At 66.0% G+C, this 17263-nt stretch carries 18 protein-coding genes; 8 read left to right on the top strand and 10 right to left on the bottom strand.

The genetic code is table 11. From position 1 onward, the window contains the following. Positions 1-2: 2 nt before the first annotated feature. Positions 3-665 carry a heme oxygenase (biliverdin-producing) gene (locus LG299_RS10725; RefSeq protein ID WP_404430037.1) on the bottom strand — a complete coding sequence of 221 codons (663 nt, stop codon included), beginning with the start codon at positions 663-665 and terminating at the stop codon, positions 3-5. A gap of 69 nt (positions 666-734) precedes the next feature. After that, positions 735-1043, bottom strand: coding sequence for a DUF2470 domain-containing protein (locus LG299_RS10720; protein ID WP_404430035.1), 309 nt, complete (start codon positions 1041-1043; stop codon positions 735-737). Positions 1044-1123: 80 nt separating this feature from the next. On the opposite strand from LG299_RS10720, the gene LG299_RS10715 reads away from it, so the two are divergent. After that, positions 1124-2419 (top strand): serine hydrolase domain-containing protein, encoded by a 1296-nt coding sequence (locus LG299_RS10715; RefSeq protein ID WP_404430033.1) that lies wholly within the window; start codon positions 1124-1126, stop codon positions 2417-2419. A gap of 2 nt (positions 2420-2421) precedes the next feature. After that, a complete protein-coding gene (locus LG299_RS10710; protein WP_404430031.1) occupies positions 2422-3297 on the top strand; it encodes an EamA family transporter in 876 nt (291 codons plus the stop codon). A gap of 9 nt (positions 3298-3306) precedes the next feature. Here LG299_RS10710 and LG299_RS10705 read toward each other — a convergent pair whose 3' ends face one another. Together LG299_RS10705 and LG299_RS10700 are read right to left on the bottom strand one after the other, a co-directional pair. Next, on the bottom strand, positions 3307-4218 hold the full coding sequence (locus tag LG299_RS10705; RefSeq protein WP_404430029.1) for a hypothetical protein: 912 nt from the start codon (positions 4216-4218) through the stop codon (positions 3307-3309). Further along, positions 4215-4550: a hypothetical protein gene (locus LG299_RS10700; RefSeq protein ID WP_404430027.1), complete on the bottom strand. Its 336-nt coding sequence runs from the start codon at positions 4548-4550 to the stop codon at positions 4215-4217. Before LG299_RS10700 ends, LG299_RS10705 begins: the two co-directional genes overlap by 4 nt. A gap of 89 nt (positions 4551-4639) precedes the next feature. Between LG299_RS10700 and LG299_RS10695 the strand changes: the two genes are divergently transcribed. Next, the gene (locus LG299_RS10695) at positions 4640-5464 is read left to right on the top strand and encodes a zinc-ribbon domain-containing protein (protein WP_404430025.1); all 825 of its coding nucleotides are present in this window, start codon (positions 4640-4642) and stop codon (positions 5462-5464) included. 65 nt (positions 5465-5529) lie between these two features. Further along, a complete protein-coding gene (locus tag LG299_RS10690; protein ID WP_404430023.1) occupies positions 5530-5928 on the top strand; it encodes a hypothetical protein in 399 nt (132 codons plus the stop codon). Positions 5929-5966: 38 nt separating this feature from the next. Here LG299_RS10690 and LG299_RS10685 read toward each other — a convergent pair whose 3' ends face one another. Both LG299_RS10685 and LG299_RS10680 read right to left on the bottom strand, forming a co-directional pair. Then, on the bottom strand, positions 5967-7688 hold the full coding sequence (locus LG299_RS10685) for an amidohydrolase (protein WP_404430021.1): 1722 nt from the start codon (positions 7686-7688) through the stop codon (positions 5967-5969). Then, positions 7685-9127, bottom strand: a complete 1443-nt coding sequence (locus LG299_RS10680; protein ID WP_404430019.1) for an APC family permease — start codon at positions 9125-9127, stop codon at positions 7685-7687. Before LG299_RS10680 ends, LG299_RS10685 begins: the two co-directional genes overlap by 4 nt. A gap of 87 nt (positions 9128-9214) precedes the next feature. On the opposite strand from LG299_RS10680, the gene LG299_RS10675 reads away from it, so the two are divergent. The 3 genes from LG299_RS10675 (at position 9215) to LG299_RS10665 (ending at position 11627) form a co-directional block, all read left to right on the top strand. Next, positions 9215-9817: a TetR/AcrR family transcriptional regulator gene (locus LG299_RS10675; protein WP_404430017.1), complete on the top strand. Its 603-nt coding sequence runs from the start codon at positions 9215-9217 to the stop codon at positions 9815-9817. 214 nt (positions 9818-10031) lie between these two features. Then, the gene (locus LG299_RS10670) at positions 10032-10499 is read left to right on the top strand and encodes a GNAT family N-acetyltransferase (protein ID WP_404430015.1); all 468 of its coding nucleotides are present in this window, start codon (positions 10032-10034) and stop codon (positions 10497-10499) included. A gap of 72 nt (positions 10500-10571) precedes the next feature. Next, complete coding sequence (locus tag LG299_RS10665; protein ID WP_404430013.1) at positions 10572-11627, top strand: LLM class F420-dependent oxidoreductase; 1056 nt, start codon at positions 10572-10574, stop codon at positions 11625-11627. On the opposite strand, the gene LG299_RS10660 is transcribed toward LG299_RS10665, so the two are convergent. The 3 genes from LG299_RS10660 to LG299_RS10650 form a co-directional block, all read right to left on the bottom strand. Further along, a complete protein-coding gene (locus LG299_RS10660; protein ID WP_404430011.1) occupies positions 11624-12175 on the bottom strand; it encodes an AAA family ATPase in 552 nt (183 codons plus the stop codon). The two genes, LG299_RS10665 and LG299_RS10660, sit on opposite strands and share 4 nt — an antisense overlap. 47 nt (positions 12176-12222) lie before the next feature. Further along, positions 12223-12447: an RNA-binding S4 domain-containing protein gene (locus LG299_RS10655; RefSeq protein ID WP_404430009.1), complete on the bottom strand. Its 225-nt coding sequence runs from the start codon at positions 12445-12447 to the stop codon at positions 12223-12225. Positions 12448-12676: 229 nt separating this feature from the next. Next, a complete protein-coding gene (locus LG299_RS10650; RefSeq protein ID WP_404430007.1) occupies positions 12677-13102 on the bottom strand; it encodes a hypothetical protein in 426 nt (141 codons plus the stop codon). 259 nt (positions 13103-13361) lie between these two features. Between LG299_RS10650 and LG299_RS10645 the strand changes: the two genes are divergently transcribed. Next, the gene (locus LG299_RS10645; RefSeq protein ID WP_404430005.1) at positions 13362-13553 is read left to right on the top strand and encodes a hypothetical protein; all 192 of its coding nucleotides are present in this window, start codon (positions 13362-13364) and stop codon (positions 13551-13553) included. A gap of 748 nt (positions 13554-14301) precedes the next feature. On the opposite strand, the gene LG299_RS10640 is transcribed toward LG299_RS10645, so the two are convergent. Next, a complete protein-coding gene (locus tag LG299_RS10640; RefSeq protein ID WP_404430003.1) occupies positions 14302-17178 on the bottom strand; it encodes an exo-alpha-sialidase in 2877 nt (958 codons plus the stop codon). Positions 17179-17263 lie beyond the last annotated feature (85 nt).

Below are 17263 nucleotides of genomic sequence, written 5' to 3'. Positions count from 1 at the left end.
GGTCAGGCGACTTGGGTGTTGTCGGCTGCCTTCGCCTCGGCCAGGCCTTCGAAGAGCTCGGTGTTGAACCGATACGCCCGCAACACCTCGTCGATCACGCGTTCTTGCTCGGCGGCACCCCAGGGCGCGGCGTCGAGCTGCTCGCGGTAGACGCCTTTGAACGCTTTCGGGTCGGCGATGTCGTCGAAGAGGTAGAAGCCGATGCCGTTCGTGTCGAACCCGAAGCGGCGAGACATGAGTCGTCCGATGAACTGTCCACCCGAGAGGTCACCGAGGTAGCGGGTGTAGTGGTGCGCGACGAAGCCGCCCGCCCAGGTCGCGCCCACCTCGTTGATGCGGTCGACGTAGCGCTTCGTCGTCGGCAGCGGTTCGATGATCTCGGGCCACTCCGGGCCGACGAGGTACTCGAGGTCGGCCTCGAGCGCCGGGAGTCGCGTGAGCTTGTCGCTGATGAAGACGGACGCCACGGGGTCATTGCGCATCTGCTCGGCGGTGCGCTCGAGTGCCTCGTAGATGAACCAGTGCTGGATGACCAACGCGACGTAGTCGTCGCGCGTGCCCTCGCCCTTCATGAGGTCGGACATGAAGCCGGAGTGCTCGCTCCCGGAGTGGGCACTCTGCGACCGCTCGCGCAGCGCGGTCGAGAAGGGAAGAACCTCGTTCATGACCCCAGCTTAGGGGCTTAGGGCACCCTAACCTAAGCCGGATCTCGGCCGTAGGTGCTTCAGCGTGCTTCAGGCGTGGGGGCGCGGGGTCTGCCCGAGCGCGAGGCAGGCCGCGTCGTACAGCGCGACGATCTCGCGCCGCACCTCGGGGCGCTCGCTGATGGGTCCACCCGGCCAGGGCACCCGGACTTCTTCTTCCTCGCCGCTCGCCGCGGTGACGCGCCACGCTCCGGCACCGCCGTCGAACCCGGTCATGGTCGCGGCGATCGCGTCGGGGGACGAGAACGCGCGTGCGATGAGGAGATTGTCATCGGCATGGTCGTTGTTCATGTGGCTGAGCACGCCCGAGACGATGCCGGGGTCGAAAACATGGGCCATAGGGCTAGCCTACGGATCGCCGTGACCGGACTGTGACTTCGGTGTGTTTGAATTCATAACAGATCATCGGGGGGTGACTTATGCGGGTTCCACGCACGACGCGCCGCGTCGGAGCCCTCATCGCGGGCGCGCTCACCGTGGTCCTCGCCCTCTCCGCATGCTCGGCAGACACCGAGGTGACGCTCGACCTCCCCGCGCAGGCGGAGGGCGCTTTCCCCGAAGCGACGCAGACACAGTTGCAGGATGCTGTGACCCACGCGATGACGGCGGCCGGAGCATCCGGAGCGATCGTCGGTGTGTGGGCACCGTGGAGCGGATCGTGGGTTGCCGGTCAGGGAACACAGGATGTCGGTGCCGGAGCTCCAGTGACCGCAGACATGCAGTTTCGGGCCGGTCGCATCACGCGGTCGATGACCTGCGACATCCTCTACGAGTTCGTCGAGCAGGGTCGAGTGTCGCTCGATGACAGCGTCTCCGACTACGTTTCGGGCGTCGCCGACCTCACCGACGTCACGCTCGGGCAGTTGTGCGACAGCACATCGGGCATCGGATCGTTCTCGCCCCAACTCGCACCGCTATGGACCGCAAACCCGACCCGCGTGTGGAACCCGCGGGAACTCGCCAGCTACGGTCTCGGAGTGGATCGCACCGCTGAGCCCGGGCTCACCTTCTCTGACTCCGACGCCGGCTACGTGCTGCTCGGGCTCGCGCTCGAGCGCATCGGGGGGATGAGCGCCGCAGAGCTCTTCCAGCAGTACATCAGCGAGCCGCTCGGCCTCGAAGCAACCGTTCTCCCCGGCGATGCCGCCGCCGCACCGGGCGAGGGGCCGGTGCTCGAAGGACGCGTCACCAAGCTCGGTGAAAACGGCGCGATGAACTGCCTCGAGCCGGTCGACGTCACCGAGATCTCGGCCAGCATCGGCTACACCAACTCGGGCGTGGTCTCGACCGTGACCGACCTAGGTCGGTACGCGCAGGCGCTCGCCACCGAGGCGCTCCGTGCCGAAGAGACAGACCGCTTCAAGGAAGCCAAGCCCGCCTACCCGGGAGCGCCATCCTGGTTCAATGCCGCTGGCGGCGCGTTGCTCGCCGGTTCCCTCGTGGGCAACTCCGGAGTTGTACCCGGGTACGCCAGTGCGACATTCGCTGACAGCGGTACAGGGCTCACCGTCGTGGTTGTGCTGAACAATTCGACACCCGGTCCGGACATCGCCAACGCACTTGCTTGGGAGCTCGCGGCTCTCGCCTCGAAGGCTCCTGCCGCCGCTGGCGAGACGGTGCCCACCGCGGGTCTGCCCTGGACAGCCGAGCAGTATCACGCGTACATCGCGAGTATCGCGATCTGCCCGTTGCCGGAACCGGCTCCGGTCCCCTAACCGTGGCCGGTCGCGTGGGGTCGACATCGGCCCTGCTCCTGGTCGTGGTCGGGCTCGCGTGCCAAGAGGTCGGCGCCTCGATTGCGGTGCTGCTTTTTCCCGAGGTCGGTCCGCTCGGCATGGTCATGCTGCGGTTGGTGTTTTCTGCCGTCATCCTGTTGGTGATCGCGCGTCCCGCCCTGCGTGGGCACACCCGTTCGGGGTGGACAGCTGTCGTTCAGTTCGGGCTCGTGCTCGCTACGATGAACGGCCTCTTCTATCTCGCGCTCGAGCGACTGCCGCTGGGGGTGACCGTCACCATCGAGGTGCTCGGACCCCTTGTGCTCTCGATCGTCGCGAGCCGTCGACGCTCTGCCTGGCTGTGGGCCGTACTTGCCCTGCTGGGAGTGATCGCTCTCGGTGGCGGTGGGTGGGATCGCCTCGATCCGCTCGGGGTGCTGTTTGCGCTCGGCGCGGCGGCGAGTTGGGCTTTCTACATCCTGGCTTCGGCGCGCGTGGGGCGGGAGTTTCCGAAGCTCGACGGCCTGGCGCTTGCGATGACGGTCGGCGCGTTGATCGCGTTGCCCTTCGGGGTCATGGATGCGGGCGCCGCCCTCTTGCGCCTCGACCTGCTTGCTCTGGGCGCGGCGGTAGCGATCCTCTCGTCCACAATCCCATACGCGCTCGAGCTGGTCGCCCTGCGGCGATTGCCCGCCGCGGCATTCGCGATTCTCATGAGCCTCGCCCCGGCGACGGCGGCGATCGCCGGATACGTGATTCTGGGGCAAGAGCTCAGCTGGCTCGAGCTCGTGGGCATCGCGCTCGTCATCACGGCGAGCATCGGCGCGGTGCGGGCGTCGACGCTCGCTGCGCGTCAGGCGGCCGAGCCGGTCGCGTAGTCGTCGCCGCTACTCGATGTCGGGGATGTTGGGCTCTTCGATGGTCGGCGGGAGGGGGAGATCGGCGAAACCCTGCATCCCTCGCAGGTACTCCCCGGGAAGCGTGGTGCTCCCCAGGAAGGGGCCGCCCACGTAGGTGAGCGTCACCGTGGAATCGTCGATCGTCAGGGTGAGGCGCTGCGCCTCGCCGCTCCACGTGCGGATTCCGTCAGCGGAGCCGACATCGCCGGACGGATCGGCGACTGTCGTGAGTCCGAGTTCCTCCGCGGATGCCGTCGTGGACGCCACGAGCGTTGCGCGCTGGGCGGGAGACCCATCGAAGTCGGAGGTTTGCCAGAGCGGAGCATCCACTCGTTCAAAAAGCGAACCTCCGCCGAACCCGTTCGCGATGATCGAAATGCCGACCTGGCCGTCGCCAACCTGCCACACGTAGCCATAGGCGTCAGACATCTCGCCGACGACGTCGCGCAGGACTCGCTGTACGTCCATGGCCAACCCGGTCGTGTCGACGGGCTGCGTGGCCGGGGTGGAGGGTTCCCACCCGGCGATGCCCGGGTAGGCCTTCCACAGCACGATCCCGTCACGCAGTGACAGGGTGATGACGCCTGCGTGGCGCTCGACGTACGACCCGAGACCCGCGGTGGTCAGTGGGTTGCCCATGACGGCCAGGCACACAGCGAGCGGCGCAACGACGAGGCTGCGACGCCCGATGGCGCTGAGGCTGGCCCACACCAACACTGCGAGGGCGGCGACAGTGAGTACGGCGACGATCGGCCACGGAGCGCGAAACGCGACCGACATCCAGGACACGACGGCGACGATAGCCGCGGCGACCAGGACGGTCGCGGGACGCAGGGAAAGTGGGAAGCGGATGCTTCGGGCGGGTGCTTCAGCCGGCCCGGTCCGTGTGGCCGTGCTCATGTCAGCCCCAACACCAAGAGAGCGAGCGCCGCGGTGTACGGATTGAGCACCATTGCGGCGAGCATGGCGAAGGCGCCGGTGAGGCGGGTGCGGGCATCCAGCATCGCAACCAACCCGAGGACGCCCACGATGATGGTTCCGGCGAGGAGGTAGCCCGCCAGCTCGGCCCAGGCCTCACCGCCGGGTGCCTGAGCGAGATCGGTCGCGACCAGCGTCGATACGCCGAGACCGACCGCGGCAAGAGGAAGAAGGCCGATGCCGAGCGCTCGCACGAGCCACGCACGGAACACGGCGGTTCCGCGTCGGGGGACGGCGACGACCTCAGCAGGCATCCGTCGAGTCTACGTTCGGTGGCTGACATTGTCGTCGTCGGGCTCGGCCCGAAGCTGAGATGTAGGTGGCCCCGGCTACCGTTCCGCACATGGTTGAGAGGGTCGAGGCATGGTGGGCGCGCCGCCAGTTCTCGCGGGGAATGGACGTCCCATACGAGGTCGGCACCTACCGTGAAGCGTGGGCAGGATTCCCCATGCTCATCCGGCAGTACCACCCCGACCTCAACGCCGGCATCACGCTGACTCAGATCCCTCCGGCTGCCGACGTCCTGTTGCTCTGGCAGTGCGAGATGGGTCACACGTTCGTCGCCACCCCCGCCGAGCAGCGTGGTCGCCCGGGTCGAGACAGACGCAGGTCGGCGTGGTGCCCCGAGTGCGCAGTGCTCGCGAAGCCGCCGCGCCCGCGACGACCGGGAGAAGAGCGGATGCCACGCCCGACACCGCAACGAACCCTCTGCGCGAAGACCCCAGATCTGCGGGTCGGCGAACCTTTTGTCAGCGAGTGTGCTCCGAAACCAGCATCCGCCGTCGAAGCGAAGCTGCGCGCCGACCTCTTTGCTCGACTGGGAGTCACACCCGGATTCAACGCCGTGAAGGTGAGTCGCCCCTTCTTCGATCACCTCGAGGTGTGGCCCGACATTCTGCTGCCCGAGCTGAGGATCGCGATCGAGTACGACAGCCCCGGGCGCTTTGGTCTCGAACACGTCGGCAAGCGCGAGGCAGCAGACCGACGCAAAGACCGCGCGCTCCGCTCGGCGAAGTGGGAGGTCGTGCGGATCCGCACGGGCAAGCTCGAAAAGCTCGGCCATTACGACCTGCAGGTCTCCTCGGTTGGACGCCGCGGCATGGACCAGCTGATCGAGGCGCTGCGCGGCATCCGTGGATCCTTGTTCGTGGATGCATACCTGAAGTGAATCGCGGCCCGCCCCTGCGCGCGCGCAAGCTGGCGTGACCGGCGTCCGTCCAATACCGTGTGGCTATGAGCGCGACGCCCGAAGCACTGCCCGACAATCAGCCCGCAGCCTCGGAGACGACCGCGGGAGTGTCGACAAAGCACGGATTGTGGAGCGTCGCCCTGGCGCTGGGCGCGGCAGTGGTGTTCTGGGTCATCGGCTTTCTCGTTGCAGCGACCGTTACGGCCATCTTCGGGGGAATGCGCGACCCTGACGCCCAGGCGGCAGCGGGTGTGGCGTCCGTCGTGGTCTTGTTGCTCGCCATTGCCCTGGTTATCGCGGGTGCGCTCTTGGGGATCTCGTCCATCGTTCGCGCGTTCACACAGGCTGACCGGCGCGGACGAAACACCGCGATCGCGCTCGGCGGCCTGGGCATCGTGCTCAGCAGCGCGATGGGGTGGGTGCTTCTGCTCGCCATCCTGTGATGTCGAGCTGACGCCTGGCTGACCTGCCCTGACCTGATCTACGGGGCCTCATGGCCGTGCGGGTCGAAAGACGTGTGCCGGTCCTCCGAGAAGCCCTGCGGCACCGGATCGCGCATCTCTGCGCCTACGCGCTCGGCGAGGGCTCCGCGCGAGTGTTCGATGCGTCCGCCGACGATGGTGAGTTCGGCGTGTTCGGTGAGCAGCCCAGAGGGGTCGGACTCGTGTGCGCGAAGATCGCCCGACCACGCCACGACATCCGCCTTCATGCCGGGCGCGAGCCTGCCGAGCTCGTTCTCGAGGTGCCAGGCGCGCGCCCCATGCACGGTGTAGGCCTCGAGCGCGCGATCGATCCCGACGCGCTCGCGTGTGGTCCAGGAATCCGATCCATCGAGTGATGCGCGGGATGCTGCGGAGTACATGCCGATCAGGGGATCCATCTCTCCGACCTGCCAATCGCTCGAGAAGGCGACCGTCGCGCCGTCGTCGAGGAGGCTGCGGAAGCGCCACGCGCGATCCCATCGCTCCTCGCCGATGTTGTCCATCCACGTTCCCGCGACGAGATCGGGCGAACAGTGGCGAGGCTGCATGGCGGCCGTGATGCCGAGCGCTCGAAAGCGCGGAAGGTCATCAGGATGCAGGCACTCGACGTGCACGATTCCGTGCCGCCGGTCGCGCGTGCCGTTGGCGCGGGCGGCGTGCTCGATGGCGTCCAAAGCGAGGCGGATTCCTGCATCCCCCGTCGCATGTGTGTGGGTCTGCAGACCGAGGCGATCGAGTTCGGTGACGATGTCGACGAGTTCGCGGCCGGGGTAGCTGGGTCGTCCGTGCACACCTGGGCGGTTCGCATACTCCTCGATCATGAGCGCCGTGTGGGGTTCTATGACGTCGTCGGCATAGAGCTTGATCGGACCCACGCGCAGACGCTCGTCGGGCGTGAACGAGTCGATCGTGCTGCGCAGGCTCGCACGGAAGTCGCCGTCGGCACCCACCGGGTGAAACAGCGCGGCGATCACGCGAGACGACAGCGCGCCTTCGGCCAGCGCACGCTCGAACAGCGGCAGCTCGGCCAGCGGAACCTGCGGTTCGACCACCGTGGTGATCCCGACCGAGGTCGCCATCTTCATGCTCGACAGCAGCTTGCGGTAGCGGCGCTCGGGCGAGTACATCGGAATGTCGCGCTGCAGTTCGGCGAGCCCGGCCGTGGTCATCGCGCTCGTGTAGAAGTCGGTCACCCAGCCTGTGGGCTCGCCGGTCGCGGCATCCCGTTCCGGTCGTCCCCACGCGATATCGCCGCCGTGCGAGATGCCCAGCACGTCGAGCGCTACCCGGTTCAGCCAGACCGAATGCTGATCGTAGGTGGTGACGAAGATCGGCCGATCAGTGAGACCGTCCAGGTCTCGAAGGTTCGGCCGACGGTTCTCGACGATCGAGTAGACCGCGTTCTCGGCGCACACCCAGCGTAGATCGGGGCGGGCGGCAGCGAAGTGGCCGATGCGCCGACGCACATCGGCGAGGTCGTGCGCTCCCTCGAGGCTGACCGCGTCTTCGTCGAACCCCAGCAGGAGGTGGTTGTGACTGTCGATGATCCCGGGAGTCAGCATGCGTCCATCGGCATGGATTGTGCGTCGCGCGGCCGGGGCGGATGCTGCGGGCCCGACATAGGCGATGCGATCGCCGTCGATTCCGACGGCCTCGGCCCACGGCATCCGTTCATCAAAGGTGCGCGCGCGCGCGCCGGTGATCAGCAGATCGATCGTCACGGAGCAACCTCGTCGTCTTCCCCGGAGAGCAAGTGGGCTGTGGCCGGGTTGCTGCGCAGGTACACCGCGTAGTAGAGGAACCCTGCGGCGACGATGCCGAACGCGATGCTCAGGCTGAGCCACTGCGCCGGGTCGAGCACACCGATGATGAAGATCGTCGAGATCGCGATGAGTGCGACGACAGGCGCGACCGGCCATGCGGGCATCCGGTAGGCTCCGGGAGCCTCGCCCGACTTTGTGCGGCGCATGACCAGGGCAGCGACGGCGATGAAGCCGTAGCTGAACGCGAGGGTCGATCCGGTCGCGTTGAGTAGCACGTCGAGCGGAATGAAGCAGGCGGCGAGCGAGATGACGCCGACGGTCAGCGTCGCCACGATCGGCATGCGCGTGCGGGGCGAGATCGAAGAGAGCGGGCGGGCGAGGGCTTCCGGCATGGCGCGATCGCGGGCGGCAGCGAATAGGAGGCGTCCGGACTGCAGCGCGATGGCGATGATTGCGTTGATGATCGCGAGAGCGACGGCGATCAGGATGACGACGGTCACGGCCGAGCCGGCGCGTTCGGTGAGGAAGTGCTCGACCGGGAGTTCGGACCCGAACAACTCGGGCAGCGATGACGCGCCGAGCAGGATGGCGGTCAGGGGGACGAGCTCGGCGGCCACCGTGATCAGGACGCTCCACAGCACGGCGCGGGCGATTGTGCGGCGCGCATCTTTGGTCTCTTCGGCGAAGTAGATCGCACCGCCGTAGCCGTTGTACGAGAAGATGCCCTGTGTCACGGCGAGCACCAGACCCGCGATGCCGAGGGGGGCCAACTGCCCGGTCGTCGTGTCGAGAAACTGCGGGTCGAACAGGGCGGTGACCGGGCGCGAGACCGTGATGAATCCCAGGAAGGCCAGTACGACCAGCGCGGCCATTTCAATGAAGAGGAACACGCCGGTGACCCACGCGTTGGCGCGGATGTTGAAGCAGGCCGTGATCGTCGTGAGCACGATGACGATCAGCGCGGTCCAGAGCGGATCGAGTCCAGCGATCGCGACGCCGAGATAGTCGGCCACGCCCAGCGCGAAGATCGCGATGATCAGCGGCAGCGTGATGAGGCTGATGAAGAAGACGGCCGAGCCGGCAGCCGGGCCGAGCACCCGACTGACGAGTGTGTAGTCGCCACCGGCGATCGGGTGGCGCGAGCCAAGTTCGGCGTAACAGAAACCGATCAGGATGCTGATGACACCGGCGAGCAGGAAGCCCCAGAAGACTCCGGTTCCGTAGACGGCGAGGGCTGCGCCGCCCAGGATGAACACGCTCGAGGCAGGGGAGATGCCCGACAGCGTGATCAGGATGTTGCCGCGGAGTCCGAGGGATCGCGAGAGAGTCGCGCCGTGCGTGGTGACGGTGGCGGTGTCGAGTGGCGGAGTGGTCGCCGTGTTGTCGTGAGTGGTCACGATCGCTCCCTTGCGGTTCAGGGTTCTTTGACTTCAGTGTCAAAGAATCGCTTGGAGTCTTCCATTGTTTGACGATAGTGTCAAGGAATGGCCAGACCCCGCCGTCAGGAAGGGCGTCGCAGTTCTCTCATCGACGCCACGCTCGCCGTCGGTGCCGAGCGCGGACTGCGCTCGCTGTCGCTCACCGACATCGCTCAGCGCGCGGGTCTGACGCGCGGCGCGGTGCTGTACTACTACGAAGACCTCGATGCGCTCCTGGTCGAGACGCACGCCGCGGGGATCGACCGATTCTGCGATGCACGCGACGAGGCCCTCGCATCGATCGACGACCCGCGCGAGAAGCTCGCGGTGGCAATCATCACCGGACTGCCGACCGGGCCCGATGACGCCCTGATGGGACTGCTCTACCAATTCGATGCCGTGCCGGGAAACAAGGACCTTCACGACGAGCTCGTGCAGACCCTCTACCTCCGGCAACTCGCTACCTATCGCGGAATCGTCGCCGCCGGGCGTGAGACGGGCGTCTTCACTCCGCGGCCCGACGACGAGACCGTCGCGATGACCCTCGTCGCTCTCGAGGATGCCTACGGCCTCCACATCGTCGGCGGTAACGCGCTCATGACGGTTGAGGCTGCCGAGCGCGCGATGCGTGCGGTGGCGGTCGAGCTGGGATGCCCGCCCGCGGGGTAGCCAGCACCCTTCAGCCTTCGTACACGACCTCCCATCCGGATGCTTCCCCCCACGCGTGCGCGACCGTCGCCTTACGGCATCCTCACGAGTGCCCTCGGCGCGGTCTTCCTCGGCACCCTGCAGTACGCGCCGACGCTGACCCGATGTCAAGGCCCTGCGCGGCTGAGCGTGCATGGTCTTGACTCGGACTGAGCCGCTCGTAGAAGGAAGTTCCGTGTCAGATCCTGTACTCACTCCGATCAGCGCCGACGATGCCGACGAACTGCTGACCGTGCAACGTGCCGCGTTCGTGTCGGAAGCGCTCATCTACGGGACCGCCGACATGCCGCCGTTGACGCAGACGCTCGAACAGTTGCGCGCCGAACTCGAAGACGGCCAAGGCTGGGTCGCGCGCGTCGACGGGCGACTGGTCGGCGCGATTCGCGCGCGAGACGTCGACGGCGTGCTCATGATCGGCAGGATAGCCATCGCTCCTGACCAACAGGGATCAGGTATTGGTCGGATGCTGCTGGCCGCCGCCGAGTCTCATTCCGCGGCGCCGGTGGCCGAGTTGTTCACGGGCAGCCTCAGCGAGGCGAACCTGCGGCTCTATGAGCGATGCGGCTACATCGAGGCGAACCGCATCCCGCAGGATGACGGCATCGAGCAGGTGTTCATGCGCAAGCAGTTGTCTGGCCAGTAGCGGGCGACCGCGCCGTGGGTTCGGCGTATCGCCATCGATAGGCTGAGTGTCTCGACGAGAGGGCGGCGGACGATGAAGTTCGGACTGATTCAGAATTACTCGGCAGACATCGCTGAGATTGCGGATGCTGTCGACACCTACGAGTCGGCGGGGCTCGACACGATTGCCGTCGCCGAGGCCTACTCGTTCGACGCGGCCACCCGCCTCGGCTATCTCGCGGCGAAGACGCGGAACATCGGTCTCATGTCGAACATCTTCCAGCTGTACACGCGCACCCCGGCGCTCACCGCCATGACCGCCGCGAGCCTAGATTCGCTGGCGCCGGGCGGTTTCACACTCGGGCTCGGAGCATCCGGACCTCAAGTGATCGAGGGTTTCCATGGCGTGCCCTACGACGCACCGCTTGGACGCACCCGCGAGATCGTCGAGATCTGCCGGCAGACCTGGCGGCGTGAGCCCGTCGTGCACGACGGCAAGAACTACTCTGTTCCGTTGTCGCGCGAGCGCGGTGGGTCGGGGCTCGGCAAGCCGCTCAAGCTCATCAACCGTGTCGCCCGCGCCGACATCCCGATCTCGATCGCCGCGCTCGGCCCGCAGAGCGTCGCGCAGGTCGCCGAGATCGCCGACGGGTGGCAGCCGATCTTCTTCGACCCGACACGTGCATCCATGGTGTGGGGCGAGTCTCTCAAGAGGGGTACGGCCAAGCGCAGTGCCGAGCTCGGGCCACTCGCGATCCAAGTACAGGTGTTCTTCGCGTTTGGCGAGCCGTCCCCCGAAGCTGTCATCAGAATCAGGTCATACCTCGCGCTCTACATCGGGGGGATGGGCGCCAAGGGCAAGAACTTCTACAACGACATCGTCTCCAGCTACGGGTTCGAGGCCGAGGCAGCCGAGATCCAGAATCTCTACCTCGCGGGGCGCCGGGCTGAGGCGATGGCCGCGGTTCCTGATGAGCTCGTGCAGGGCGTGACGCTCCTCGGTGATCCTGACCGGCTGCGCCAGAGAATTGCCGACTTCGAGTCGGCTGGAGTGACCGAGCTGCTGCTCGCTCCGGTTGCCGACACCGCCGAGCAGCGGCTCGATGACGTTGTCGCGCTTCTTGCGCTCGTGGGTCGCGGCCGCGGCTAACCGTCCTGGGTGGGCGCGACGAGTCCCTCGTTTCGGTAGAAGTCGCTGACGGCGGCCGGGATCGGAAGAAGCAACTTCGGGATCTCGAGCCGCTCGAAGACCTCCCTGCGCCGTCGCCGGCTCGGCCGGGTATGCACGCTGATGAAGTGAACCATGTCCCAGGAGAGCCGGTCGCGGGTTCCTTCCAGGCCTCCGGCACGCGGGCCGGGAGTGAGGGTTCGGCGGACGTACCGTGCGAGGCTCCGCGCGGTCGAGATGTCGAGGAGTATGACACCGGTAGCCATGGCCAAGCGCTGCGGCATCAGCTTCGAGTAGTTCCCGTCGATCACCCATCGTTCTGAGGCGACGGCAGCGTCGTGCAGTCGCTCGAACTGCTCATCCGGGCGAAGCTCCCACTGCGTGCCCTCGAGGTGGCGGTACTGATCGAGGTGGACGACGGGAATCCCGCGCGCGTTACCGATCGCCTGCGCGAGCGTGGACTTGCCGCTGCCCGATGGGCCGAGCACGCAGATCCGCGGTCCGAGATCGTCGAGTCGGTCGAGTCGCACACCGCGATGTTACGGGAGCGGGGCGGCGTCTCGCAGGCGTTCCGGACTCACGGGCGGACGCGGTAGCGGCGCCCCTCGAATCCGACGATGTCGCCGTCGTGCAGTTGCCTTCCGCGGCGGCGGTCGACCTCGCCGTTCACCGTGACGTAGCCGTCGATGATCGCTTCTTTCACGTCCCCACCGGTGTCGAGGACTCCCGCGAACTTCAGAAACTGCCCGAGCCGGATCATTTCGGACCCGACAAGGACGTCGATCGGGGGAGAGGTGGCCATCCCGGAATGCTAGCTGACCTCACGGACCGGGTGCGCCCCGAGATCTGGTGAAGTATGCGCCAGCGGTCGGGTGAACCCTCCTTTGACTGTCGTGGACGGACGCGTCCTGGTGGAGGCCGACGAGCATTCTCGGTGACCCTGGCGGAAGAGGCCGAGGCGTCTTCATGAGCGCGATGTGAGGGCCCGACGTAACCATCCAGTCTTTCGGGGAAGTGGCCTCGTTCGCTTATCAGTGACGAAAGGGAGCGTGATGCGGGATCGGAACGGGTTTGATTCCCCCGCTTGGCCGCTTCTGCCAGAGTGCCAGATCGGCGAGGGCATCTTCCGGAGTGGAGTATCGGGTCGGGAGCGGCGTGGGCTGCACCCAGGTGATGTCGGCGTAGTCGTCCTCGGTGAGGACGACCTGTGCGACGAGGCACGGCACTGTATCAGCGTCTCCGTGAGATTCGATGACCCAATTCTGGGGGCTGAGCTCGACCAGCGCGAATTTGCCGATGCGCAGAGGGCGGTTTGCGTTTACCGACGAATCCGCGATGGCGCCCGGGAGGGGGATCTCTGGGGCGCGCACGTCTGTGAACTGGTTGGCGTCGTTTCGCAGGTCCTCCGCGGCCCGCGGGTCGACCCACGGAGTGCGCTCGGTCCGCCTTGTGTTCATCTCGATCATCTCCCTTGATCGGCGGTAGGCGCCGCCGCAGCCCGGACTCGAAGGATGCGTCATTCCGGAAGCGCGGACGAGGCCATTGACAAGCAGGACTTGTGCGTGTTCGCACCCGACGCGGCTCGACCGTGCCAGTTCCGTACCGCAGCCGGGCGAGTGATTCTCCCTAACCCGCAGTTCGGGATTCGTCAAGGCCCGTAAGACTTCCGGGATCATCGCCGACGCTGGCGGACATGGTTGAGGCAAGGAGTTGATAATGGCGCTGGGTGATGACGTGATGGTGTGGGGGAGTTACGTGACGGAACACGCCCTTGCGCACGGGGACAGCACGTCGCGAATCCGAGCCGTGCGAACGGCGTACCTGGATCACGGCTTCGATATCGATCTGATCACCGAACTGAGCGGCTTCCCAGTGTGGAGAGTTCGTCAGGCGATTCTCGGCGGCTGATTCGAGGCGCCGAACCGGGGCAATCCGTGGTCAGGCGGAAGGTGACCGGAACGTCTCCGCACGACGAAAATCAGCGAGAGTAGCCGTCCATGTGCTCCGCCGACGTGGGGAACGGCCGCGTAGCCGCGATCCCAGTTCCGTCATGGACCGCCTGAAAGCCGTCGCCGTTGGGTTCATATCCTTCTCGCTTTCGACAATGTGTTGCAGAGGAGTACCCGCCGTCGCCTGGCTGCTTACATGTCATCGATTGGGTGTGAGTCTCGTGGCGCCCCCGGTTCGGGCCGGCTGCGACAGTCGAGCGCGAGTTGCTGCATCGCTTCGCGCAGAGTCTCGTAACAGGACACACCTTGTCGGTCTCTCACCCACATGACGTAGACGCGGTGATCTTTGTGTTCCACGTAGGCGATGACCCGACGTGAGCCCCCATCAGGTACGCCGGGATCGCAAGCGATCCATGCGCCGTCATCCACCCAGATCAAATCCGGGATCGGCGTGGCAGTAGAGATCACCGGCATGAACGTCAGCCTCCCTCTCGCCCACCCGCGGGTGCGAGGTGGTGGAATCAGAGTGCGCGCGGACAGCAGGAATCTGGCTCGGGATTGACGCAGACCCATTTCTACGGTATAACCCGATGATCGCGCTCAAGCCCGTCACCTGCACCCCGAAGGTCCCGGAAGCGTGGGGCTTCCGGGACCACCTGGTCGTCTCGTTCGACTGATTGTGAGCCCTGCGCTGAGGAGGTATCTGCTCAGTCGCCGTCCAGTTCCTCCCACGGGCTGCGTGCGGTGCCATCAGGCTGCTGGTTGCGGGTCCACCACTTGGCGACGTAAGCCGCTCCCTCGTGGATGACGACATCAGCCTTGACGAAGATGCGAGTGGGAACCCACAAGGCAATGCCCGCATCGGTCGTGACGATCTGCTGCCAAGCCCCCGTTGCGTCTCCGGGTGCCTGGTCTTTCGTCCACCAGGTCGCAACCCACAGTTGCCCAGCGAACGTCACCATCTTCCCCTTCGTATACACGGCAGTCTTATCCCAGGGCGAAGCGAACGGGATGGCGGGAGCGGTGACGGCTTCGTCGACAACAGCCGCGAGCGCGCCGTTCGATCCAGAGACCTCGAGACTCGGAACTGTCGGAGAGGCGGCCGCAAGGTTCGCAGCATCCATCGGCACAGTCTTCGTGAAGACGGTGACCGATTCCCCGGCCAACACCTCGCCGAGGGCTGCATCATTGGCGACAACGTCAGTCAGGCGAACGTTGCCGGTGTTGGCAACCGAGGCCACCCAGGTGATCGTGTCACCGACGTTCGCGACTCCGTTCCCGTTGGTGTCATTCCATGTGCCCGTCAGCGTCTCGGACAACCGAGGGCTCCGCGCCGCAACGTCGACCTCGCCGCCGTCGACTTCGAGGGTTGCGGCCGTCAGACCGGAGGTGCTGATCGTCCACGTCGACGACGCAGTGAAGTACCCGTCAGCGACTTCCTCCGCTGTGACGGTGTGTCGCGGAGTGGTGCAGTCATATCCGCCGAATGCCGCCAGATTGGTCCAGCGGCAGTTGCCTGCCCCGGGCGGGACGAGAGGCGCGAAGGTTCCCTCAGTCGGTGCGATGGTTGCAGCAACCGGCGACGTGCTGTCGATTCGGAAGCTGTAGGGCACCTGCTCGCCGGCCGAATATGGTGACGTTTCGAGGTCACGGCCGGCATCGGCGCGTTGGCCGGTGATGGTTGCCCCGAGAACGCCGTCGCGCAGCGCAACGGGCGCGCCGGTGTGGTTCACCACGACAGTCTTCGCGGTGTCGCTCATCGGTGCGACGGTGAAGCTGAACTCGGGCTGGAACCACCCGCGTTCGATGTCGTCGGCCGTCAGCGTGCGGCGAGGTGTCGTGCAGTTGTAGGCGCCTTGCCCTGCGAGGTTCTGCCATCGGCAAGCCGTCGGCAGGAACCCGGACGTGAAGTTTGCTGCACTCGGCGTGACAAGCGTGGCGACGGACGCGGTGCTGGTGACCCGAAGGCTGTAGCTGAGCACATCGCCTGCCTGGAAGGGATTGGTTGCCAGGTCACGCGCGGGGGTGGTGTTCGTTGAAGTCAGAGTGAGACCGATGCTGGTCGACTGAGGCAATTGCACCGTGGTCGTGAACTGGCTGATACGCCCATCCGTTCGCGTGAACGCGGCCTGGAGACGGTTCGCGCCCACGGCCGTGGTCGGCGAGGTCAACGAAACCTCGACGGTGGTGGACTCTCCCGGCGCCAGTGTGGTCACGGGAGCCGATGACGCGTCCCAGCCGGCCGGAGTGAAGAAGGTCACCGTTCCGCTGATCTCGGTCTGTTCCTGGTTCGTGATGGTCACCGGAACATCGATCGTCCCGCCGGGCTCTGCCTGCTGTTCGGGAACGGATAGTGGGGCACAAACATAGTTCAGCCACGCGTCGTCGAAGGAAGTGAGCCGCATGTCGCTGGTGTAGTTGCGCTCCCAGAGCACGCCAATGCGACCGTCATCGAGCACAGTCGCGGAGGAGTACGCGAAGAATCCTGAGTCGATCGTGCGTAGCCCTGGCCAGGTCGCACCATCGTCGCAAGAAACGCGCGCGGCGCCATTGACACGGTCGCCGTTCGCTCCGTTGTTGGAGTTGGTGAAGAGGAGCTTGCGAGCCTCGGCACTGCCCTCCACTGCGTCGGGGTGCAGGCGGATCAGCGACGCGTTGTTGGTGGGGTCGGGGAGCTCTGAGTCGCGCTCGACCGGTCCATAGGTGACGCCGCCGTCTTCAGAGATCGCGACCTTACGGAGCCTGCCATTGCTGCTGTCGCGCGAGTTGAGCATGACGCGACCATCAGAGAGCTCCACGACCTTGTTCTCGTCCATGCCCACGCCGACGTTCTGTCCCTTGTGCCAGGTGTCGCCGTGGTCGTCGGAGTAGACCGTGTAGGCCTGGATCTGAACGGACCCGTCCGGCTGCAGAATCGTCCCGGCGAATTGTTGCAGGAGGCGCCCGGCATGCTCGCCGTAGCGCAGCTGGATTCCTTCACCCGACGTGGCGAAGTTTCCGCGAACATCCCCGGCCACTGGTGTGTAGACGCCGTTCGCGACAGTGCCGTTGGCGGGCTTTGTGACCTCGGTGATCAGCCGAGGAGTCGTCCAGGTCACCCCACCGTCATCGCTGTGAATGACAGCCGAGCTGATGATCTGGCGGTCTGCGTCGTCATTTCCATATCGGCTTCCTTGAAAGCCTTGGTCCTTCGAGTAGACGAAAAAGTTGAACACACGTCCGGTCTCACGGTCGACGACGTAGCTTGGGTCGGAGTAGCCGTATCGGGGTCCCGAACCATCGGCAGTGTGTCCAGCAGCGATGATCTGCAAAGGCCCCCACGTTTGCCCATTGTCGACAGACCGACGCTGGATGATCGAGTTGGGGTTGGGCGCATCGGCGGCGCTGCCAGGACGCGCGTCCCACGAGGCGACAACGACTCCGTCACCGAGATGTGCAAGAGCGGGGATGCGGTAGAAGAAGTTCGCGGAGGTGCGGTCACCGCCGATGTTCGACGATGCGAACGAACCGGGGGCGGCGTTCGGCGTGGTCACGCTGTCCGGTGTCGGAGCCGCATGGGCGGGGACCGCCACGGTCAACGCCATAGTGAGTCCCACCGCCGCGGAAAGCCCGGCGCGGACGGAACGGCGGCGTCGCCGAGGTGGGGGACTGAGGGTCGGGAGATGGTGA

The sequence above is a fragment of the Microbacterium lacus genome (assembly GCF_044794305.1).
Classification (GTDB): domain Bacteria; phylum Actinomycetota; class Actinomycetes; order Actinomycetales; family Microbacteriaceae; genus Microbacterium; species Microbacterium lacus_B.
The sequence above is the reverse complement of the archived record's forward strand: the minus strand, read 5'-3'. Positions and strand labels throughout refer to the sequence as shown.